At 71.2% G+C, this 19706-nt stretch carries 21 protein-coding genes and 1 tRNA gene; 16 read left to right on the top strand and 6 right to left on the bottom strand.

Going from position 1 to position 19706, the window contains the following annotated elements:
• The first annotated feature begins 144 nt into the window (after positions 1-144).
• The 4 genes from IH80_RS0105945 to IH80_RS0105935 all read left to right on the top strand — a co-directional run bounded on the left by IH80_RS0105945 (position 145) and on the right by IH80_RS0105935 (position 2586).
• Complete coding sequence (locus tag IH80_RS0105945; RefSeq protein ID WP_030958279.1) at positions 145-444, top strand: hypothetical protein; 300 nt, start codon at positions 145-147, stop codon at positions 442-444.
• A 9-nt stretch (positions 445-453) separates the two neighbouring features.
• Positions 454-642 (top strand): hypothetical protein, encoded by a 189-nt coding sequence (locus tag IH80_RS45735; RefSeq protein ID WP_037879009.1) that lies wholly within the window; start codon positions 454-456, stop codon positions 640-642.
• Complete coding sequence (locus tag IH80_RS40620; RefSeq protein WP_234432140.1) at positions 608-2038, top strand: alpha/beta hydrolase; 1431 nt, start codon at positions 608-610, stop codon at positions 2036-2038. Before IH80_RS45735 ends, IH80_RS40620 begins: the two co-directional genes overlap by 35 nt.
• Before the next feature lie 92 nt (positions 2039-2130).
• Positions 2131-2586, top strand: coding sequence for a hypothetical protein (locus IH80_RS0105935; protein WP_030958277.1), 456 nt, complete (start codon positions 2131-2133; stop codon positions 2584-2586).
• A gap of 37 nt (positions 2587-2623) precedes the next feature.
• On the opposite strand, the gene IH80_RS0105930 is transcribed toward IH80_RS0105935, so the two are convergent.
• On the bottom strand, positions 2624-4204 hold the full coding sequence (locus IH80_RS0105930) for a beta-N-acetylhexosaminidase (protein ID WP_030958276.1): 1581 nt from the start codon (positions 4202-4204) through the stop codon (positions 2624-2626).
• Between the two features lie 52 nt (positions 4205-4256).
• Here IH80_RS0105930 and IH80_RS0105925 point away from each other — a divergent pair, with 52 nt between their 5' ends.
• The 3 genes from IH80_RS0105925 to glmS all read left to right on the top strand — a co-directional run bounded on the left by IH80_RS0105925 (position 4257) and on the right by glmS (position 7406).
• On the top strand, positions 4257-5144 hold the full coding sequence (locus IH80_RS0105925; RefSeq protein ID WP_030958275.1) for a DUF4429 domain-containing protein: 888 nt from the start codon (positions 4257-4259) through the stop codon (positions 5142-5144).
• A gap of 97 nt (positions 5145-5241) precedes the next feature.
• Positions 5242-5517, top strand: coding sequence for a hypothetical protein (locus IH80_RS0105920; protein WP_030025937.1), 276 nt, complete (start codon positions 5242-5244; stop codon positions 5515-5517).
• Between the two features lie 71 nt (positions 5518-5588).
• A complete protein-coding gene (gene glmS / locus IH80_RS0105915) occupies positions 5589-7406 on the top strand; it encodes a glutamine--fructose-6-phosphate transaminase (isomerizing) (RefSeq protein WP_030655524.1) in 1818 nt (605 codons plus the stop codon).
• A 73-nt stretch (positions 7407-7479) separates the two neighbouring features.
• Here the strand turns inward: glmS and IH80_RS0105910 are convergent, their stop codons facing one another.
• Positions 7480-8049 carry an acetate uptake transporter gene (locus tag IH80_RS0105910; RefSeq protein WP_030958273.1) on the bottom strand — a complete coding sequence of 190 codons (570 nt, stop codon included), beginning with the start codon at positions 8047-8049 and terminating at the stop codon, positions 7480-7482.
• A gap of 98 nt (positions 8050-8147) precedes the next feature.
• Positions 8148-8681 (bottom strand): universal stress protein, encoded by a 534-nt coding sequence (locus IH80_RS0105905; protein WP_030958271.1) that lies wholly within the window; start codon positions 8679-8681, stop codon positions 8148-8150.
• A 322-nt stretch (positions 8682-9003) separates the two neighbouring features.
• Between IH80_RS0105905 and IH80_RS0105900 the strand changes: the two genes are divergently transcribed.
• The 4 genes from IH80_RS0105900 (at position 9004) to IH80_RS0105885 (ending at position 11866) form a co-directional block, all read left to right on the top strand.
• Positions 9004-9429 carry a hypothetical protein gene (locus IH80_RS0105900; protein ID WP_324609395.1) on the top strand — a complete coding sequence of 142 codons (426 nt, stop codon included), beginning with the start codon at positions 9004-9006 and terminating at the stop codon, positions 9427-9429.
• Positions 9430-9805: 376 nt separating this feature from the next.
• Positions 9806-10978: a helix-turn-helix domain-containing protein gene (locus tag IH80_RS0105895; protein WP_030958269.1), complete on the top strand. Its 1173-nt coding sequence runs from the start codon at positions 9806-9808 to the stop codon at positions 10976-10978.
• Between the two features lie 105 nt (positions 10979-11083).
• The gene (gene orn, locus IH80_RS0105890) at positions 11084-11686 is read left to right on the top strand and encodes an oligoribonuclease (RefSeq protein ID WP_030958267.1); all 603 of its coding nucleotides are present in this window, start codon (positions 11084-11086) and stop codon (positions 11684-11686) included.
• 107 nt (positions 11687-11793) lie between these two features.
• Positions 11794-11866 (top strand) — tRNA-His (locus IH80_RS0105885).
• Positions 11867-11941: 75 nt separating this feature from the next.
• Here the strand turns inward: IH80_RS0105885 and IH80_RS0105880 are convergent.
• Complete coding sequence (locus IH80_RS0105880; RefSeq protein ID WP_030958265.1) at positions 11942-12985, bottom strand: LacI family DNA-binding transcriptional regulator; 1044 nt, start codon at positions 12983-12985, stop codon at positions 11942-11944.
• A gap of 106 nt (positions 12986-13091) precedes the next feature.
• On the opposite strand from IH80_RS0105880, the gene IH80_RS0105875 reads away from it, so the two are divergent.
• Genes IH80_RS0105875 through IH80_RS0105860 form a run of 4 tightly spaced genes read left to right on the top strand, consistent with a single transcriptional unit; the run spans position 13092 to position 17650 of the window.
• Positions 13092-14444, top strand: coding sequence for an ABC transporter substrate-binding protein (locus IH80_RS0105875; protein WP_030958263.1), 1353 nt, complete (start codon positions 13092-13094; stop codon positions 14442-14444).
• A 7-nt stretch (positions 14445-14451) separates the two neighbouring features.
• Complete coding sequence (locus IH80_RS0105870) at positions 14452-15447, top strand: carbohydrate ABC transporter permease (protein WP_030958261.1); 996 nt, start codon at positions 14452-14454, stop codon at positions 15445-15447.
• Positions 15444-16268: a carbohydrate ABC transporter permease gene (locus IH80_RS0105865; RefSeq protein ID WP_078906345.1), complete on the top strand. Its 825-nt coding sequence runs from the start codon at positions 15444-15446 to the stop codon at positions 16266-16268. Before IH80_RS0105870 ends, IH80_RS0105865 begins: the two co-directional genes overlap by 4 nt.
• On the top strand, positions 16265-17650 hold the full coding sequence (locus IH80_RS0105860) for a GH1 family beta-glucosidase (protein WP_030958258.1): 1386 nt from the start codon (positions 16265-16267) through the stop codon (positions 17648-17650). The genes IH80_RS0105865 and IH80_RS0105860 overlap by 4 nt, the downstream gene beginning before the upstream one ends.
• A 17-nt stretch (positions 17651-17667) precedes the next feature.
• Here the strand turns inward: IH80_RS0105860 and IH80_RS0105855 are convergent, their stop codons facing one another.
• The gene (locus IH80_RS0105855) at positions 17668-18486 is read right to left on the bottom strand and encodes an NAD(P)H-binding protein (protein ID WP_030958257.1); all 819 of its coding nucleotides are present in this window, start codon (positions 18484-18486) and stop codon (positions 17668-17670) included.
• A gap of 118 nt (positions 18487-18604) precedes the next feature.
• Between IH80_RS0105855 and IH80_RS0105850 the strand changes: the two genes are divergently transcribed.
• Positions 18605-19105 (top strand): MarR family winged helix-turn-helix transcriptional regulator, encoded by a 501-nt coding sequence (locus IH80_RS0105850; protein WP_037879005.1) that lies wholly within the window; start codon positions 18605-18607, stop codon positions 19103-19105.
• A 301-nt stretch (positions 19106-19406) separates the two neighbouring features.
• Here the strand turns inward: IH80_RS0105850 and IH80_RS0105845 are convergent, their stop codons facing one another.
• Entirely contained in the window at positions 19407-19706 is a 300-nt protein-coding gene (locus IH80_RS0105845; RefSeq protein WP_030958254.1) for a hypothetical protein, read from the bottom strand.

The following is a 19706-nucleotide window of genomic DNA, read 5'->3' as shown; positions in this document are numbered from 1 at the left end:
GCGGGGCGGGGCGCTGCCGAATACGGTCCCTCGGCGGCGCCCCGCCTCCCGCCGTCCCGCTGTCCCGTATTCCGAACGAGCTGGCGAATCAGTTCGCTTGCGCATACGATCTCCGCGATCATCGGAAGCACGGGGGAGCGTTCCATGTCGTGGGACCAGAACATCTCGCAGGGTGAACTGCGGTTATCGGCCGGGGCCGTGGACACCTTGGTCAAAGACCTTCAGCCGGTACTGGCGAAGGCCCTGTCGGACTTGACCGAAGCGGGCACCTCCTTCGCGCCCTGGACCGCCGGAGCGAGGATGACGGGCGCGAGCGACGGCTGGGGAACCGCATTGCGAACCCTCCAGCAAACCTTTGCCGACCATGCGGAAGGCCTCAGGGGCCTCGCGAACGGCACCGACGTGATGGAACAGGAAATCCTGTCCAAGTTCCGGGGCTGGTGACCTGCCGCCGTGCCCGAACTCTTCGCCCAGCTGTTGCGTCAGGACTTCGCCGACCTCGACGCTGCCACCGCTTCCTGGAAGAAGCTGGCCAAGGCCTTCGACGACACCCAGCGGGGCAGCGCCAAGCGCGTCACCGGGCCCCTGCACAAGGCCGGCTGGGCCGGTGTCAGCGCCCACTACGGGTTCTCCGCCATGTGAGGCCACCGAGACGAAGCTCGGCACGGCCGAGGTGAACGCCCGCCTGATCGCCACGATCCTGCAGGCACTCGGCACCAAGATGCGCGCCGCCCAGCGCGATCTGCGCAGCGCGGTCGCGGACGCCGAAGCCGCCGGGCACAAGGTCCGTGACGACGACGGATGGGTCGAACCGAAGCAGGCCGTCGACCCCAAGTACCACAACGACCCCGACTACGCGGGCCTGCAACGCGAGGCCAACTCCGGACTCGGGGGCTTCCGGGCCCGTATCGACGCGGCGGTCGAGGCGGCCAGAACCGCCGGCCAGACGGCGGCCGACGCCCTCTACCAACTGGATCCCTTCGACCTCGACAAGCGCTACGGCGGCGCGCACGCCCAGGAGGACGCGGCGCGCGTCGCCGCTTACGCCGGTATCGACCCGAAGGCCATCCCGGACGGCAAGGACCCCCAGCGCTCGAAGGACTGGTGGGCCGGCCTGGACGAGGAGAAGCGGCAGTTCTACCTCGCCGCATACCCTGAGCGGATCGGTTCGCTGGACGGCCTGCCCGCACCCGTCCGCGACGAGGCCAACCGGGCCGCGCTGGACCTGCGCCTGAACGACTACGCACTGCGGGAGGGCACGCTCGGCTACCACGACCGGTACAACTACCGGAACCTGACCACCCTCAAGGACCGGCTGGAGAAGACGGACAGCGGCCCGCCGGACAAGCAGATGTACCTGCTCGGATACGGCACCGAGAAGGACGGCCGCGCGATCGTCGCCATGGGCAACCCGGACACGGCGCGACACACCGCCGTCCTGGTACCGGGCACGGACAACCAGCTGGACAATTACGGCGGCCAACTGGACCGCATCGGCAAGCTGCAGGACTCCGCGCGGAAGTCGGCCGCCCCCGGCGAGGACGTCGCCGTCATCAGCTGGATGGACTACGACGCCCCCGAGATCGACGGCAGCGTCACCACACGGGGCAGGGCGCACGCCGGGGAGGAGGACCTTCGGGACTTCACCCACGGCCTGCGCTCCGCGCACCAGGGCGAGCGCACCCACCTGACCGTCATCGGCCACAGCTACGGATCCACCATGACCGGCGCCGCCGATGCCGGCGGCCGCGGTCTGGATGCGGATGACGTGGTGGTGGTCGGCAGCCCCGGCCTCACCGTCGAGCGGGCGAACCAGCTGCACGTGAACCCGCAGCACCTGTGGGTGGGGGCCGCCCCGGACGACAATGTCTCCAACTGGTTCTCCGATGCCACCCTCGGGGAGGACCCGAAGGACCCCGCCTTCGGAGCTCAGCGGATGCCCGTGGACACGTCCGGGCACAGCGGCTACTGGAACGAGGGCAGCCGGAGCCTGGACAACCAGGGCCGCATCGTCGCCGGGCTGAAGCCGCGGCCCTGACCGTCGAACCGATCCGAAGGAGACCTCGAACCATGTCCAGGACCCTCAGGGTTTCCCTCACTCTCGCCGTCACACTGCTGCTTGGAGGCTGCATGTCCGACAACGGGGTCAACGATCCGCTCCCCCGTATGAGCAAGGACAAGGCGCAGGCGTGGGCGCAGCACTGGGTCGAGTCCATGGCCCGCACGACGAAGTCCGAGATCATCGCGGGCACTCCCGAGGCGAACTTCCACAACTGCACCGGCAAGAACGGTGAGACCGCCGACGACGGCCGCTTCATGCTGATGTTCAACGCCCGGGCCACACTTCCCCGGGACCGGTACGTCGAGGCCGCGAGAGCGCTGAAGGACGAACTCACCAAGCAGGGCTTCGAGATCGTGGGCTATCAGGAGGGTCCGGGCCAGGAGCGCGGTGCCTACGGGCTCCAGGCCACCCATCCGAAGGACAAGCAGTACGTCTCCGCGGGCGACGTCGGCGACGACGTGTGGAGCCTGTCGGTGGACACCCCGTGCCTGCTGCCGCCCGACGCGGAGCAGCAGCAGTTCTGAGCCCGGTGCCGCCGGCCCTGCCGCCGCGGCCGGGTCGTCAGCGGGACCAGGGGACGTCCGGGGCGCGGTGGTAGCCGATGTCCTGGGCGCCCAGGCGGGGGGCCTGGGCGGCCAGACGGCGGCTGTACGCCGTCCAGTCGAGGGCGGCCGGCGGGGACCAGCCCAGCTCCGCCAGGCCCAGCACCCGCGGGAAGGCCATCAGCTCCCACTCGGCCCGCGTCGCGACGTTCTCCGTCCACAGCGGGGCCTCCACGCCGAGCACCGCGGACTCCGGCACCCCGGCCAGGTAGGCCCCCGGGTTCCAGGAGTAGGAGCGCGCGACCGGGACGTAGCCCGCCCACGACAGGCCCGGCTTCGTCGCCGCCTCGTACTTCATGTCCAGGTAGACGCGGTCCGCGGGCGAGAGGATCAGCGGGTGGCCGGCCTTCGCGGCCGCCACCACGGCCGACCGGTCCGCGGCCGAGGTCTTGTCGTGGCCCCAGTACTGGAGCACCGCCCCGGCCGCCGGTCGCGCCGATGCCAGCTGGTGCCAGGCCACCACCGTCTTGCCGCGGCGGCCCACCACCTCCTGGGCCCGGTCCATGAAGGCCGCGTAGTCGGCCGCCGGCGTCGCGTGCGCCTCGTCGCCGCCGATGTGCAGGTAGCGGCCGGGCGTCAGCTCCGCCAGCTCCCCGAGCACGTCGTCGACGAACTCGTAGGTCCGCTCCTTCGCCACGCACAGCGAGCTGAAGCCGACCTTGGTCCCGGTGTACCGGGGCGGCGCCTTCCCGTCACAGTTCAGCTCGGCGTAGGAGGCCAGCGCCGCGTTGGTGTGCCCCGGCATGTCGATCTCCGGGACCACGTCCACGTACCGCTCGCCCGCGTACGCCACCAGCTCGCGGTACTCGTCCTTCGTCCAGTGGCCGCCCGGGCCGCCGCCGACCTCGCTCGCGCCGCCGTACTGCGCCAGCCGCGGCCAGGAGTCGATCGCCAGGCGCCAGCCCTGGTCGTCGGTGAGGTGCACGTGCAGGGTGTTGATCTTGTACTGGGCGAGCTGGTCCACGTACCGCTTCACCTGTTCCAGCGTGAAGAAGTGCCGTGCGATGTCGACCATGGCCCCCCGGTAGGCGAAGCGCGGCCGGTCGGTGACCGTGCCGCCCGGCACCGTCCCGGGCCCCGACACCGGCACCAGCTGACGCAGGGTCTGGCCCGCGCGGAACAGGCCGGCCGGGGTCCGCGCGACGAGGTCGACCCCGCTCGGTCCGGAGACCAGCCGGTACCCCTCCTCCCCGACCCCGTCGGCCGTCGCGTCGATCCTGAGCCGGATCCCGTCCCCCCTCGCCCCGCCGATCACCGGCAGCGGCAGCCCGCTCGGGCCGCGCAGCTGCTCCGCGAGCAGCTCGCCCACCCGGCGGACCTCCTCGCCCGCGCCCGGTCCCGTACGGATGACCGTGCCCGGCCCGAAGGAGTAGCCGGGCCCGGCGGCGCGCGCGGAGACCGGCGCCGGCAGGAGCCGTTCGAAGGGGGTGAGGGCCGCGGGCGGGTCGTCACCGGCGCTCGCGTCGTCGCCGTGGGCGGCGGTGCAGGAGACGGCACCGAGGACGAGGAGGGTGCCGAGCGCGCGTCGCAGGACTCTCATGTGCCCAGGTATAGGCCAACTGGCCCGCCGTGCGCGGTGGGAGAATCGCCGAATGGCGGAAATCATCCAGAAGGACGGAACCTGGACGTTCGACGGCGACGCGGTGCGCATCGTGCCCGGTCGCGACAAGGGGGTGGGGCTGTTGCGGCAGACCCTGGGTGAGGTGGTCGTGCCGTTGCGCGCGCTCGCGGGGATCTCCTACGAGCCCGGCCGCAAGGCCGGGCGGCTGCGGCTGCGGTTGCGCGAGGGGGCCGACGCGCTGACCCAGGTGACGGGCGGGCGGCTGCCGGAGGCCTCCGACCCGTACCGGCTGAGCGTGGAGCCGGACCGGACGGGGGTCGCGGAGTACTTCGTGGACGCGGTGCGCAACGCCCTGCTGCTGGAGCAGGTGGATCCGGGTCCCTCGCAGAGCTACCTGCTGCCCGGCCCGACCGTGCCGATAGCGGTGGGCGCGGGCGACGGGACCGTCACCTTCGACGGCGACCGCGTCGCTCTGGAGTGGAACTGGACGACCGAGGAGGCCAAGCGCTCCGGAGGGCCGCGCGAGTTCCGGGTCACGGACCTGCGGACGGTGGAGTGGGCGCCGGCGAAGGGGCTCGAGAACGGCTGGCTCCGCTTCAGCCTGGCCGGCGCGGCCCAGCCCGCCGCGCCGAAGTACGACCCGTACACGGTGGAGCTGTTCGGCTTCAAGAAGGACCCGCTGATGGCGCTCGTCGCCGCGGCGGTGGCGCTGCGGTTGCCGCACCCGGCCGGGCCCCCGCAGGACCGGGCCGTCGAGGACGCCCCGCCGAAGGAGCTCGCCGCGCCGGCCGCCACGGTCGCGGAGGACCACGACGCGCTGCTGCGCCGGCTGCGGGAGCTGGGTGAGCTGCACCAGACGGGAGTGCTCACGGCCGACGAGTTCGCCGCGGCCAAGCAGGCCGTTTTGCGTAGATTCTGACCGGATGCATCCATTCCGCTGGTCCAGACCAGAGGGATCCTGCCCGAAATCGGGCAGGATCTTTGCGTTGGACGGTCGGAACCGTCAGTATCTACGGGTGCTCGACCGCCGCCCGTCCTATGACGATCTCGTCGAACACCTGGTGCGCAGCACCTCGCTGCAGCGGGGCGAAGCGGCCCGGGTGGTCCTCGACGTGCTCGCCTACTTCGACGAGACGACGGAGGACTTCGTCCGCCGCCGCCACCGCGAACTGCAGGCCGGCGGAGCCGTGAACGCGGAGATCTTCGAGCGGATCGCGGCCGAGCTGCCGCACCGCGCCGTGGCACCTCCGGAGCTCTCGCTCCGGCAGCTGCGCCGCATCGTCTACGGCTGACCGGCCGCGGCCGGAGCGGCCGCGGGCGGGTGACGGGTACACGAACCGAATTTCAGGAGGGGCAAAACCGTATGTGCGGAATCGTCGGTTACATCGGAAAGCGTGATGTGGCACCGCTGCTGCTGGAGGGCCTGGCGCGGCTGGAGTACCGCGGCTACGACTCCGCGGGCATCGTCGTGAACAGCCCGAAGGCCGGCGCGCTCAAGATGGTCAAGGCCAAGGGCCGCGTCCGTGACCTGGAGGCCCGCGTCCCGAAGCGCTTCGCCGGCACCACCGGCATCGCCCACACCCGCTGGGCCACGCACGGCGCCCCGAGCGACGTCAACTCGCACCCGCACCTGGACCCGGAGAACAAGGTCGCCGTCGTCCACAACGGCATCGTCGACAACGCCGCCGAGCTCCGCGCCAAGCTGGAGGCCGAGGGCGTCGTCTTCGCCTCCGAGACCGACACCGAGGTCATCACCCACCTGATCGCCCGCTCCCAGGCCGACACCCTGGAGGAGAAGGTCCGCGAGGCCGTCAAGGCGATCGACGGCACCTACGGCATCGCCGTGATGCACGCCGACTTCACCGACCGCATCGTCGTCGCCCGCAACGGCTCGCCGGTCATCCTCGGCATCGGCGAGAAGGAGATGCTGGTCGCCTCCGACGTCGCCGCGCTGATCGCCCACACCCGCCAGGTCGTCACCCTGAACGACGGCGAGATGGCCACCCTGAAGGCCGACGACTTCCGCACGTACACCACGAGCGGCACGACGACGAACGCCACCCCGGAGACCGTGGAGTGGGAGGCCGCCTCCTACGACATGGGCGGCCACGACACCTACATGCACAAGGAGATCTCCGAGCAGCCCGACGCGGTCGACCGCGTGCTGCGCGGCCGGATCGACGACCGCTTCAACACGGTCCACCTGGGCGGCCTGAACCTGGACCCGCGCGAGGCGCGCGGCATCCGCAGGGTCAAGATCCTGGGCTGCGGCACCTCCTACCACGCGGGCCTGATCGGCGCCGGCCTCATCGAGGGCATGGCCCGCATCCCCGCCGACGCCGAGCCTGCGTCGGAGTTCCGCTACCGCAACCCGGTCGTGGACCCCGACACCCTGTACATCGCGGTCTCCCAGTCGGGCGAGACCTACGACGTGCTCGCGGCCGTCCAGGAGCTCAAGCGCAAGGGCGCCCGCGTCCTCGGCGTGGTCAACGTGGTCGGCTCCGCCATCGCCCGCGAGGCCGACGGCGGCGTGTACGTGCACGCCGGCCCCGAGGTCTGCGTCGTCTCCACCAAGTGCTTCACCAACACGGTCGTGGCCTTCGCGCTGCTCGCCGTGCACCTGGGCCGCATCCGGGACCTCTCGGTCACCGACGGCAAGCGGATCATCGAGGGCCTGCGCAAGCTGCCCGCGCAGATCCAGGAGATCCTCGACGGCGAAGAGGACATCAAGAAGCTCGCGGCCGAGTTCGCCGAGGCCAAGTCGATGATGTTCATCGGCCGGGTGCGCGGCTACCCGGTGGCGCTGGAAGCCTCCCTCAAGCTGAAGGAGATCTCCTACATCCACGCCGAGGCCTACCCCGCCTCCGAGCTCAAGCACGGCCCGCTGGCCCTGATCGAGCCCTCGCTGCCGACCGTCGCCATCGTCCCGGACGACGACCTGCTGGAGAAGAACCGCGCGGCGCTGGAGGAGATCAAGGCCCGCAGCGGCCGGATCCTCGCGGTCGCCCACCGCGAGCAGGAGAAGGCGGACCACACCATCGTGGTCCCGAAGAACGAGGACGAGCTGGACCCGATCCTCATGGGCATCCCGCTCCAGCTGCTGGCTTACCACACCGCCCTGGCCATGGGCCGGGACATCGACAAGCCGCGCAACCTGGCGAAGTCGGTCACCGTCGAGTAGCAGCCCCGGCTGTCACCGGACCCACGGGAGCCCCCGTGCGCACCGCGCGCACGGGGGCTCCTGCATGCCGTGCTCAGCCAGCGGCGACGGCGCCGCTGCGTCCTGCCCTGCCGAAGGCCATCGGCCAGTGCGCCAGGGCCGCGGTGGCCCCGTACCAGGCCAGCAGTCCGGAGACGGCGGCGACCCAGCCGCCCGCCTTGGCCAGTGCGCCGTTGTCCACGAAGGAGGCTATGGCCAGCAGGAGGAGGGAGAGGGTCAGGAGGGCGTAGACGCCCTGACCGAACAGACCGCTCGCGGCGGCGACCGTGAGGGTCAGCGCGAGCATCGCGAAGAGGACAAGAAACGTTCCGGCGGCCTCGTCCGAGGCAGAACCGCCCGCGCCCTTGGCCCACGTGAACCAGAAGACGCCGAGGCCCGCGAACGCGGTGCCGTTGAATCCGTTGCCGCCGCGGTACTCCAGGAGACCCAGGAGGAAGAGGGCGGCGCCGCCGACGTACATCGCGAGCGACACGGAGCCGGCAGCGGACACACCGTCGATGACACCGGTGTGGCCGATACCGAATGCGAGAAGGGTGAGACCCAGGGCGATGTTCCCGAGGGTCGAAGTCGAGGCCGTGCTTCCCGCAGAGACACCATTGTCCACGGCGGGCTCCCTTCGATCTGCAGTTGTTTGCTGCGTCCCAGCAGCATTTATCTACCCTTTACACGAGGGCACAACCGCACAATCGACTTAACACCCGGTCACGGAATGACAACGACCGGTCGCTGCGCACGCTTGGCGAGCCGCCCGGCCACCGACCCGAAGATCCTGCCGACGATCCCGTGCGTGGAGCCGACCACGATCGCGTCGGCCGAATACTCCCGGCCGACCTCCTCCAGCTCATGGCAGATGTCACCGCCGCGCTCGACCAGGATCCATGGCACTTCGGCCAGATAGTCGGCGCAGGCCAGCTCCAGTCCGAGCACCTCGGTGCGGTGGTCCGGCACATCCACGAAGACGGGCGGCTCGCAGCCGGCCCACACGGTGGTGGGAAGCCGGTTGGCGACATGGACGATGATCAGACCCGACCCGGAGCGGCGGGCCATGCCGATCGCGTACGCGAGCGCGCGCTCACTGGACGTCGATCCGTCGAATCCCACCACGACGCCGTGCCGGAAGGCCGGGTCGCAAGGGGAGTGTGTCTGTTCCACCGCGCGCAGCTCGGCGGCCGACGCGGGGTCGGCGAGCCGTTTGCGCTTGCGGTCCGCGGGTTCGTGGAATTCGTGACCGGCCATGGGTGTCTCGGCGAAGAGGTCCTTGGAGGAAGCAACAGGGGCGAAATCGGCGACGCAGTGTGACGGAGCTCTGTCCGGGAAGCATCTTCCCAAGCCCGTACCCACCAGGGTACGGCGACACTCCTGTCCTGCACAGGGCTTGCCGTACTTGGAGAGCGTCCCAGGGAGCATGCCGGAGCGCGGGCGCCTTGGCAATGGCCGCTGCCCCCTACAGCCAGTGACGGGGCGGGGAGTTGCCACCCGTGCGCGCAGTGACCGAGCCCCGCCGGGCGGCGTTGGACATGCGTCCGACCGTTCAGGAAGAGCCCGCAGGGAGTACGCCGTGCCCGGCCATCCGGTTCACCCCGACCAGCCAGCTCAGCCGACCCAGTCCGTCCACTTCCCCGACCCGAGCCCGCACTTCACCGCCTCTCCGCGTCAGCCGCTTCACCCGTCCGTGCAGTCCTCCGGACGCCCGCACGACGACCCCGCAGGGGAGGTCGTGCGCTGGGCCGCCTTCAGCTGCCTGCTCGTCCCGGTGGTCCTCGTCGTCTACGGGACGTCCTTCGGCGGGGCGGCGGTCGCCACCCTCGGCCTGTTCGTCGTGACGGCCGCCTGCCTGGTCCTGCTGCGGCACTCGGAGCGGGCCGCGGGCCGGGTCCGGGCGCAGGAGCGGCTTCCCTCGTCGCACCGCCGCCGGCACTCGCGCGGTGGCCCCGCGGGCCGCCGGGGCTGCCGCACCTCCGACGCCGCGTCCCCGCACGACTGACTCATTCGCACACCCACACCCGCACGTTTTCAGCCAACTTCCCGGCAGGGCGCCCCCCTTGCCGGAATGTCCCCCCGACTCCCCCACCACCAGCGACGACACTCGCCGGGGGGCGTTTTGGCCCTATGGGTACTGGCCACAGCCGGGATGTGCGCTTCCCACCCGGGTAGCGGAGTGGAACCCTTCCTGATCGAATGCTTTTCGCCAAGTTGAGAAGTCGACATAGCGCTGCGTGCTGAACTTGTCACGCCGACACCACGGGACGCAGTAGATTCGATCATGTATTTACGGCGGGGGATCCACGTGCAAGGCCGAGGGGAAACGTGCAGGTGCGACCAGACCAAGGAGTCGCGACACCCAAGGGGGGCTTAGCGCCATGAGCCAGGATTCCACCGCCGTCGTCACAGACGCCGGCCGGAAGCTCGCGGGGCGTCGCCGCAGGGAGATCGTCGCGGTGCTGCTCTTCAGCGGCGGACCGATCTTCGAGAGTTCCATTCCACTATCCGTGTTCGGCATTGACCGGCAGGACGCGGGAGTTCCACGCTACCGACTGCTCGTGTGCGCCGGTGAGGACGGTCCGCTCAGGACCACCGGCGGACTCGAACTGACCGCGCCGTACGGGTTGGAGGCGATCGCCCGGGCAGGCACGGTCGTCGTGCCCGCCTGGCGTTCCATCACTTCACCGCCGCCTCCGGAGGCGCTCGACGCACTGCGTCTGGCGCACGAGGAGGGGGCCCGGATCGTCGGACTGTGCACCGGGGCCTTCGTGCTCGCGGCCGCCGGTCTGCTGGACGGCCGGCCCGCGACGACGCACTGGATGTACGCGCCGACGCTGGCCAAGCGCTACCCGTCCGTCCACGTCGATCCGCGCGAACTGTTCGTCGACGACGGCGACGTGCTCACGTCCGCGGGCACGGCGGCCGGAATCGACCTCTGCCTGCACATCGTGCGCACCGACCACGGCAGCGAGGCGGCCGGGGCCCTGGCCCGCAGGCTCGTCGTGCCGCCGCGCCGCACGGGTGGCCAGGAGCGCTACCTCGACCGGTCACTGCCGGAGGAGATCGGCGCCGACCCGCTGGCCGAGGTCGTCGCCTGGGCGCTGGAACACCTCCACGAGCAGTTCGACGTGGAGACGCTGGCCGCCCGCGCCTACATGAGCCGGCGCACCTTCGACCGGCGGTTCCGCTCGCTCACCGGCAGCGCGCCGCTCCAGTGGCTGATCACGCAGCGGGTGCTCCAGGCCCAGCGGCTGCTGGAGACCTCCGACTACTCGGTCGACGAGGTCGCCGGACGCTGCGGGTTCCGCTCGCCGGTCGCCCTGCGCGGTCACTTCCGGCGGCAGCTGGGGTCCTCCCCGGCCGCCTACCGCTCGGCCTACCGGGCACGCCGGCCGCAGGCCGACGTGGCACAGGTGGCGGAGATCTCCACGGGACCGGTGCCGCACCAGCGCACTCCGCAGCCCCACCGGGCGGCGGCGGCCCTGGCCGCGGCGGGCCCCACGGTGACGGAGCTGTACGCCCCGAACCGGGTCCTGCGGGAACACGCGTAACCCCCACAACGGGTACGACAGCGAAGGTCCTCCATCGGTCACCGCCGATGGGGGACCTTCGGCATATGCGGTCGGCTCCGCAAGGGACCGCATAAGGTGGGACACATGAACGATCGCATGGTGTGGATCGACTGCGAGATGACCGGGCTCTCGTTGACGGACGACGCACTTATCGAGGTGGCCGCGCTGGTCACCGACTCGGAACTCAACGTGCTCGGCGAGGGCGTGGACATCGTGATCCGCCCGCCGGACCGCGCCCTGGAGACCATGCCCGACGTGGTCCGCGAGATGCACACCGCCTCCGGCCTGCTGGACGAGCTGGCCGGCGGAACCACCCTCGCGGATGCCGAGGCGCAGGTCCTGGCGTACGTACGGGAGCACGTGAAGGAACCGCGCAAGGCACCGCTCTGCGGGAACTCGGTCGGCACCGACCGCGGCTTCCTGCTGCGCGACATGGCCGCGCTGGAGAGCTACCTGCACTACCGGATCGTGGACGTGTCCTCGGTCAAGGAGCTGGCGCGCCGCTGGTACCCGCGGGCCTACTTCAACAGCCCCCCGAAGAACGGCAACCACCGGGCGCTGGCCGACATCAAGGACTCCATCACCGAGCTGCGCTACTACCGGGAGGCCGTCTTCGTGCCGCAGCCCGGACCCGACTCGGACACGGCCCGCAGCATCGCCGCCAAGCACACGACGCCGGGAGCGTAGGCGTCCTGCCCGACCCCTCCGGAGGGGGTGCGGGAAAAGGGTGGAGCGAGCACCCTCCTGAACCCTGTACCCTTTTCTTCGGCCGGTCGGTTCTCCGACCGGACATGGTGGGTGTAGCTCAGTTGGTAGAGCACCTGGTTGTGGTCCAGGTGGCCGCGGGTTCAAGTCCCGTCACTCACCCTGCGGGAAGGCCCCGGTACGCGGAAGCGGACCGGGGCCTTCTGCATGTCCCGCACCTTCGGGGCTCCAGGGCGGTCAGGACGACTCCCGGACCACCAGTCTGTTCTGCAGGACCACCGAGGGCCCGCCCGTGCCCGTGACGCTCCCCCGCCCTCCCGAGACGCGCTCCAGGAGCATCCTCGCCATGGTCCGGCCCATCTCCTCGATGGGCTGGCGGACGCTGGTCAGCGGAGGGTCCATGTGCCGGGCCACCACCGAGTCGTCGAAGCCGACCAGCGCCACGTCACTCGGGATCCGGCGCCCGGCCGCGCGCAGCTCCAGCCGGGCGCCCGCCGCCATGACGTCCGAGGAGGCGAAGACGGCGTCGAGCGCGGGGCTGCGCTCCAGCAGCTCGCGCATGGCCCGGCGGCCGCCCTCCTCGGTGAAGTCGGCGACCGCGACCAGCCGCTCGTCGACGGGACGGCCCGCGGCTGCCAGGGCCTGCCGGTAGCCGTCGAGCCGGCAGCGGGCTCCGTACACGTCCAGCGGGCCGGTGATCGTGGCGATCGTCCGGCGGCCCCGGTCGAGCAGGTGGCGCACGGCCTCGGCGGCGCCCTCCAGGTTGTCGGAGTCCACGCAGGGCAGCGTCTCGGCGGCGGACCGACGGCCGCTGATCACGGTCGGGATGCCGAGCTCGGCCAGCAGTTCCGGGAGCGGGTCCCCGGCGTGGACGGAGACCAGCAGCACGCCGTCGACACGGTGCCCGGACAGGTACTGCGCGAGGCGGCGGCGCTCGCGGTCGCTGCCGGCCAGGGTGAGGACGAGCTGGATGTCGGTCTCGGCGAGGGCGGCCCCGACCCCGCGCACCACTTCGGAGAAGTACGGCTCGGCGAAGAACCGGGCCTCGGGCTCCGGGATCACCAGCGCGATGGCGTCGTTGCGGTTGGCCGCGAGGGCGCGTGCCGCGCGGTTCGGCACGTACCCCAGCTCGGTCACGGCCGCCTCGACCGCGGCCTTGGTCTGCTCGCTGACCTTGGAGGACCCGTTGATCACCCGGGACACCGTGCCGCGCCCGACTCCGGCGCGCACCGCCACCTCTTCCAGCGTCGGCCGTCTCCCACTGCGCCCATGCCCGTTCATGGCTTCCTCCCGGTTGTGAATCTACCCCTTGACTACTGTGGGAGCGCTCCCACACTGTGTCACACGACACCCCCACGTTGTCGCCCACCCCTCCAGGGAGGAACCCATGCGAGCCCAGTCCCCGGCCCGAGCACGAGCCCGAAGAACCCTCGCCACGGCGGTCGCCGCGATGGGCGCCGCCGCCCTGCTGCTCGGGGGGTGTGCGCAGGACCCCGACGCGGCCCCGGAGCCGGGTTCCTCCTCCGCCGACGGGAAGGGCCGGACCACCCTGACCGTGGGCGTCTTCGGAGCCTTCGGACTCCAGGAGGCCGGTCTCTACGACGAGTACATGGCGAAGAACCCCTCGATCCGCATCGAGCAGACCTCCATCGAGCGGAACGAGAACTACTACCCCCAGCTCCTCACCCACCTGGGGACGGGCAGCGGCCTCGCCGACATCCAGGCCGTCGAGGTCAACAACATCGCCGAGATCACCGCGACCCAGGCCGACAAGCTGGTGGACCTGGGCAAGGCGCCGGGCGTGGACAAGGCCGCGTACCTGCCGTGGAAGTGGGCCCAGGGCACGGCGCCCGCCGCGAAGGGCGGGGCCACGGTCGGCCTCGGCACCGACATCGGACCGCAGGGCATCTGCTACCGCAAGGACCTGTTCGAGGCGGCCGGGCTGCCCACCGACCGGGAGGCCGTCGGCGCGCTGTGGGCGGGCGACTGGAACAAGTACCTGGAGACGGGCAAGGCGTACAAGGCGAAGGCCGGCGACGGCAAGGCCTTCGTCGACTCGGCGTCCGGTGTCATGGCGGCGGTCACGGGCAGCAGCGCGCAGCGGTTCTACGACGAGCAGGGCAAGGTCGTCTACAAGACCAATCCGGCGGTGCGGGGGGCCTTCGACCTGGCCGCGTCGTTCGCCACCGAGGGGCTCAGCGCCAAGCTGCAGCAGTTCACCCCGGGCTGGGACCAGGGCTTCGCCAACGGCGCCTTCGCGACGGTCTCCTGCCCGGCCTGGATGCTCGGCTACATCCAGGACAAGGCGGGTCCGTCGGGCAAGGACAAGTGGGACGTGGCCCAGGCGCCGAAGCCCAGCAACTGGGGCGGCTCCTTCCTGGTGGTCCCGAAGGCGGGCAAGCACGCCGAGGAGGCCGCGAAGCTGGCGGCCTGGCTGACGGCTCCGGAACAGCAGGCGAAGCTCTTCGAGAAGCGGGGCAGCTTCCCGAGCGCGAGCGCCGCCTACAAGCTGCCGACGGTGTCGGGGGCGAAGCACGAGTACTTCGGCGGGGCGCCGATCGGCGAGATCTTCTCGAAGGCGGCCCAGGGGGTGCCGGTGGCCGCGGTCGGCCCGAAGGACCTGGTCATCTCCCAGAACCTGGCGGACATCGGGATGCTCCAGGTCGACCAGAAGGGCCGGAGCCCGCAGGAGGGCTGGGAGGCCGCGGTGAAGGCCATCGACAACGCCCTGGACCAGTGAGGCGCCGGTGACGGACGAAACGGCTCTCCTGTCCCCCTCCGCCGCCGCCCCCGAGCGGTCGGCGGCGGAGGGGGGCGGCCGCGGCCGGCCGGGCCAGGTGTGGCGCTCGCGCCGTTACCGCTGGGACCTGCGCTGGAGCCCGTACGCCTTCGTGGCGCCCTTCTTCCTCTTCTTCGCCGCCTTCGGGCTGTTCCCGCTGCTCTACACGGGCTGGGCGGCGCTGCACCAGGTGGAGCTGACCGATCCGGACAGCATGACGTGGGTGGGCCTGCGGAACTTCACCCGGCTGTGGGACGACGAGTTCTTCTGGAACGCGCTGCGCAACACCGTCACCATCGGGCTGCTCTCGACGGTCCCGCAGCTGGCGATCGCGCTGGGCGTGGCCCATCTGCTCAACTACCGGCTGCGGGGCTCGGCGTTCTTCCGGGTCGCCGTGCTCACCCCGTACGCCACCTCGGTGGCGGCGGCGACGCTCGTCTTCGTGCTGCTCTTCGGCCGGGACTACGGGATGATCAACTGGCTGCTGTCGGCGGTCGGCCTGGGGGCGGTGGACTGGCAGAACGGGACCTTCGCCTCCCAGTTGGCGGTCTCCACCATCGTGATCTGGCGGTGGACCGGCTACAACGCGCTGATCTACCTGGCGGCCATGCAGGCCGTGCCGGGCGAGCTGTACGAATCGGCCGCGCTGGACGGGGCCTCGCGCTGGCAGCAGTTCCTCCACGTCACGGTGCCCTCGCTGCGGCCGACGATCCTCTTCACGTGCGTGGTGTCGACGATCGGGGCGACCCAGCTGTTCGGTGAACCGCTGCTGTTCAACGGCGGGGCGGGCGCCACGGGCGGCTCGGACCACCAGTTCCAGACGCTCGGGCTGTACCTGTACGAGCAGGGCTGGGTGAACCTGCACCTGGGCCGGGCCTCGGCCATCGCCTGGGCGATGTTCCTGATCCTGCTGCTGATCGCCGGGGCGGCCCGCCTGCTGCGCGGACGGGGGAATGCGCGATGAGATCACTGCGCGCGGGCCGGCTCACCTACCTGGCGCTCGGCCTCTTCACCGCCGGTTCGCTCTTCCCGCTGGTGTGGACGGCGATCGCGGCCTCCCGCACCAATACGCGCCTGGCGCAGACCCCGCCGCCGTTCTGGTTCGGCGGGAACCTGGGACGCAACCTGCAGATCGCCTGGACCGACGCCAACATGGGCACGGCCCTGCTGAACACGGTGATCGTGGCGGGCACCGTCACCGTCGGGACGGTCCTCTTCTCCACCCTGGCGGGCTTCGCCTTCGCCAAACTGCGGTTCCGCGGGCGCCGGATGCTGATGGCACTGGTGGTGGGGACGATGCTGATCCCGCCCCAGCTGAGCGTGGTGCCGCTGTACATGCTGATCGCGAAGCTGTCGTGGACCGACCGGCTCCAGTCGGTGGTCCTGCCCTCCCTGGTGTGCGCCTTCGGGGTGTTCTTCATGCGCCAGTACCTGGTGCACGCGCTGCCGACGGAACTGGTGGAGGCCGCCCGCACGGACGGGGCGAGCTCCCTGCGGGTCATGTGGCACGTGGTCTTCCCGGCGGCCCGGCCGGCGATGGCGGTGCTGGGGATGCTGACCTTCGTCATGTCCTGGAACGACTTCTTCTGGCCGATCGTCGCGCTGACCCAGAACGGCAGTCCGACGGTCCAGGTGGCCCTGACCGGACTGGGCCGGGGATACATCCCCGACCAGTCGGTGATCATGGCGGGTGCGCTCCTGGGCACGCTCCCGCTGCTGCTGGTGTTTCTCGTCTTCGGCCGCCAGATCGTCGGCGGCATCATGCAGGGAGCGGTAAAGGGATGACTGACACCCCGACGCACACGACTGACCCGTCGAACGGGACGGATCCGGGCGGGGAGCTCCGCTTCCCCGACGGGTTCCTGTGGGGCACGGCCACGGCGGCCTTCCAGATCGAGGGCGCGGCCGCACTGCGCGGGCCGTCCATCTGGGACACCTTCTGCCGCACCCCCGGCAAGGTGTACGGCGGCCACACCGGCGACGTCGCGGTCGACCACCACCGGCTGTGGCGCGAGGACGTCGGGCTCATGTCCGAACTGGGGCTCGGGGCCTACCGGTTCTCGGTGTCCTGGCCGCGCGTCCTGGCCGGCGGGACCGGCTTCTACGACGAACTCGTCGACGAGCTGCTCTCGCGCGGCATCCGGCCCTGCGTGACCCTCTACCACTGGGACCTCCCGCAGGAGCTGGAGGACGCCGGCGGCTGGCCCGAGCGGGAGACGGCCTATGCCTTCGCCCAGTACGCCGAGCAGGTCGCGGACGCGCTCGCCGACCGCGTGGAGCTCTGGACCACCCTCAACGAGCCCTGGTGCAGCGCCTTCCTCGGCTACGCCTCCGGCGTGCACGCCCCCGGCCGCACCTCCCCCGCCGACTCACTGCGCGCGGCCCACCACCTGAACCTGGCCCACGGCCTGGCCGCGGCGGCCCTGCCGGCCAGGACCCGGGTGGGCATCGCGCTCAACCCCAGCGCGGTACGTCCGCTGACCGGCTCGGCGGCCGACCTGGACGCCGCTCGCCGCATCGACGCACTGGCCAACCGGATCTTCACCGGGCCGCTGCTGAACGGCGCCTATCCGCAGGACCTGCTCGCGGACACCGCGTCCCTGACGGACTGGTCGTTCGTCCGCACCGGCGACGAGGCGCTGATCCGCCAGCCGCTGGACTTCCTCGGCGTGAACTACTACACGCCTGCGGTGGTGTCGGCGGCCCCGGACGGGAACGGCCCGCGCGCCGACGGCCACGGCGCCGCGTCCCACTCCCCCTGGCCCGCCGCGGACACGGTGGCCTTCCACCAGCCGCCCGGGGAACAGACCGACATGGGCTGGTCGATCGACCCGACCGGCCTGTACGACCTGCTGATGCGCTTCACCCGCGAGGCGCCCGGCCTGCCGCTGATGGTCACCGAGAACGGCGCGGCCTACGCCCCGGACCTGCACGACCCGGAGCGGATCGCCTACCTGCAGGCCCACCTCGCCACCGTCCACCGCGCGCTGACGGACGGCGCCCCGGTGGAGGGCTACTTCCTCTGGTCGCTGCTGGACAACTTCGAGTGGTCCTACGGGTACAGCAAGCGCTTCGGCATCGTGCACGTCGACTACGACACCCAGGTCCGCACGCCGCGTTCCAGCGCCCACTGGTACGCCCGCCTGGCCCGGAAGGGAGTCATGTAGCCGGCCTGCCGGGGAACTCACGCGAAGACGTCGGCGTGGTCCTCGGCCCAGGTCCTGAAAGTACGGGCCGGGTGGCCGGTGAGCTGCTCGACAGCGCCCGTGATCTCGACCGGGAGACCGTCCGTGGACGCCCAGTACTCCAGGAGCGCGTCGGCGTAGGGGCCGGGAACGTAGCCGTCGACCTCGGCCTTCCACTCCTCGGCCGACACGGCCTCGAAGGGTATGGACCGGCCGAGGACGTCGCCCAGTATCGAGAGCTGGGCCGCGAAGGTCAGCGCCTGCGGGCCGGTCAGCGTGTACGCGCGGCCGGCCAGGGCCGGATCGGTGAGGACCGCGAAGGCCGCCTCGGCGAGGTCGGCCTCGTGCACGGGGTCGCCGTAGGCGCCGGGGTAGGGCAGGCGGACCGGCCGGCCCGACCTCAGCGACCAGGCCCAGCCCCGGGCGTTGCTCGCGAAGGACCCCGGCCGCAGCAGGGTGGTGCGCAGCGGGGAGGCCGAGAGGGTCTGCTCGACCACGAGGTGAGAGGCCGACAGCGGGCTGTCGGCGGCGTCCGGGGCGAGCACCGAGGAGGAGGACAGGAGCACGACGTGCTCCACTCCGGCGGCCACGGCCTCCTTCACGAAGGCCTCGATGCCGGACGCCTCCGCATAGAGGAACACGGAGCGGATACCGGCGAGGGCGTCGGGATGCGTCGCCGGATCGCCGAGGTCGCAGTGGACGGCATCGGGGGTGCCCCGCTCGCGGGAGCCGAGGCGGTACGGAATGCCGCGGGCCGCGAGGAGGTCGACGAGGCCGCGGGCGACGGCGCCGCGGGCGCCGGTCACGAGAATGGACATGGCTGGTCCTCATTGGGGAGTGGTGTGGAGGGACTGACGCTAGGATGACCATGCGACACAGATTCTGCACTACACATCCTCTGCGTCACACAGATAAATTTGGAGCACGGAGAATCCGATGTCAACCGATTCCCCTCGTACGGGTGATGAGTGGAGCCGCGCCGAGCTCCTCGCACGCATCGTCACCGAGAGCCAGCGGCACTACGCCGACTACTCCCTCTTCAACCAGGCCATGGCCGACTCGGTCGGCCTGCACCCCACCGACATGCAGTGCGTCGCGCTCCTCGACATGGAGTCCGGCCCCGTCAGCACCGGTGACATCGCCCGCCTCACCGGCCTGACCTCCGGCTCGGCCACCCGCCTCGTCGACCGGCTGGTCAAGGCGGGCATCGTCGAACGGCAGGCCGACCCGAACGACCGCCGCCGCTCCCTCGTCTCCCTCTCCCCCGAGGCCCGCGAGCGCATCGGTGCGGCGTGGGACACCCCGGGCCGCGCCTTCGGGGCGGTGCTGGAGAGCTACTCCGACTCCGAACTCGCCGTCATCGCCGACTACCTGCACCGCGCCGCCGAGGTGGGGCGGGCCCAGGCCCAGCGGCTGACCTCGGGCGAACCGGGCTGACCTACCGCGGAAGGGCTTCCGAAGGGGCCCCTTGCCCTTCCGGCACTACGGTCCGGGGCAACGGGCAACGGCGCGCGCCGGAGAACCGGGAGGGCCGGCGTGCGGTCGGAGGTCGTCCGTGCCCCAGCCCATGCCCGCCCCCGTACCCGCGCCCGCACCCGCACCCGCGCCCGTACCCACGCCCGCGGCCCCCGCGCCCGACCCGGAGGCGGATCGCCTTGGGGGCCACTGCGCCGACGAAGCCCGAGGACCCCGTCGGCGGCGGCCGACGGGGTCCTCCGTGACCGGAGACCGGGCGGCCCTACGGCGAGGACTGCATCGCGGACAGGCCCTTCGCCAGGTCCTCGGCGTTCATGACGGGGGCGACCTCGACCTCGGCGTTGAACTCCAGGAACAGGTCCTCCATCAGGGACGGCATCAGTGAGCTGTCCTGGAGGTCGAAGACGATCCAGCAGGAGCGCACGCCCTCGTGCAGGCCGAAGTAGGCCGCCTCCGGCTTGACCCGCTCCATCAGTGTCCGGATGACCTGTGGCAGGCCGCCTGTCCGGATGGCCTCGTTGGTGGCAGCCGTGTCCATGTGCGCCCTGAGCATGACCCTCAT

This window comes from Streptomyces sp. NRRL S-378, from assembly GCF_000720645.1.
In the GTDB taxonomy this organism is placed as follows: domain Bacteria; phylum Actinomycetota; class Actinomycetes; order Streptomycetales; family Streptomycetaceae; genus Streptomyces.
The sequence above is the reverse complement of the archived record's forward strand: the minus strand, read 5'-3'. Positions and strand labels throughout refer to the sequence as shown.

Bases quoted from the DNA above. Each gene is read 5' to 3' on its own strand.
- IH80_RS0105860 (WP_030958258.1), top strand. From the start codon at position 16,265: ATGACTGACACCCCGACGCACACGACTGACCCGTCGAACGGGACGGAT.
- IH80_RS0105845 (WP_030958254.1), bottom strand. From the start codon at position 19,706: ATGAGGGTCATGCTCAGGGCGCACATGGACACGGCTGCCACCAACGAG.
- IH80_RS0105865 (WP_078906345.1), top strand. From the start codon at position 15,444: ATGAGATCACTGCGCGCGGGCCGGCTCACCTACCTGGCGCTCGGCCTC.
- IH80_RS0105895 (WP_030958269.1), top strand. From the start codon at position 9,806: ATGAGCCAGGATTCCACCGCCGTCGTCACAGACGCCGGCCGGAAGCTC.
- glmS (WP_030655524.1), top strand. From the start codon at position 5,589: ATGTGCGGAATCGTCGGTTACATCGGAAAGCGTGATGTGGCACCGCTG.
- IH80_RS0105935 (WP_030958277.1), top strand. From the start codon at position 2,131: ATGTCCGACAACGGGGTCAACGATCCGCTCCCCCGTATGAGCAAGGAC.
- IH80_RS0105880 (WP_030958265.1), bottom strand. From the start codon at position 12,985: ATGAACGGGCATGGGCGCAGTGGGAGACGGCCGACGCTGGAAGAGGTG.
- IH80_RS0105875 (WP_030958263.1), top strand. From the start codon at position 13,092: ATGCGAGCCCAGTCCCCGGCCCGAGCACGAGCCCGAAGAACCCTCGCC.
- IH80_RS0105925 (WP_030958275.1), top strand. From the start codon at position 4,257: ATGGCGGAAATCATCCAGAAGGACGGAACCTGGACGTTCGACGGCGAC.
- IH80_RS0105945 (WP_030958279.1), top strand. From the start codon at position 145: ATGTCGTGGGACCAGAACATCTCGCAGGGTGAACTGCGGTTATCGGCC.
- orn (WP_030958267.1), top strand. From the start codon at position 11,084: ATGAACGATCGCATGGTGTGGATCGACTGCGAGATGACCGGGCTCTCG.
- IH80_RS0105855 (WP_030958257.1), bottom strand. From the start codon at position 18,486: ATGTCCATTCTCGTGACCGGCGCCCGCGGCGCCGTCGCCCGCGGCCTC.
- IH80_RS0105905 (WP_030958271.1), bottom strand. From the start codon at position 8,681: ATGGCCGGTCACGAATTCCACGAACCCGCGGACCGCAAGCGCAAACGG.
- IH80_RS0105930 (WP_030958276.1), bottom strand. From the start codon at position 4,204: ATGAGAGTCCTGCGACGCGCGCTCGGCACCCTCCTCGTCCTCGGTGCC.
- IH80_RS0105850 (WP_037879005.1), top strand. From the start codon at position 18,605: ATGTCAACCGATTCCCCTCGTACGGGTGATGAGTGGAGCCGCGCCGAG.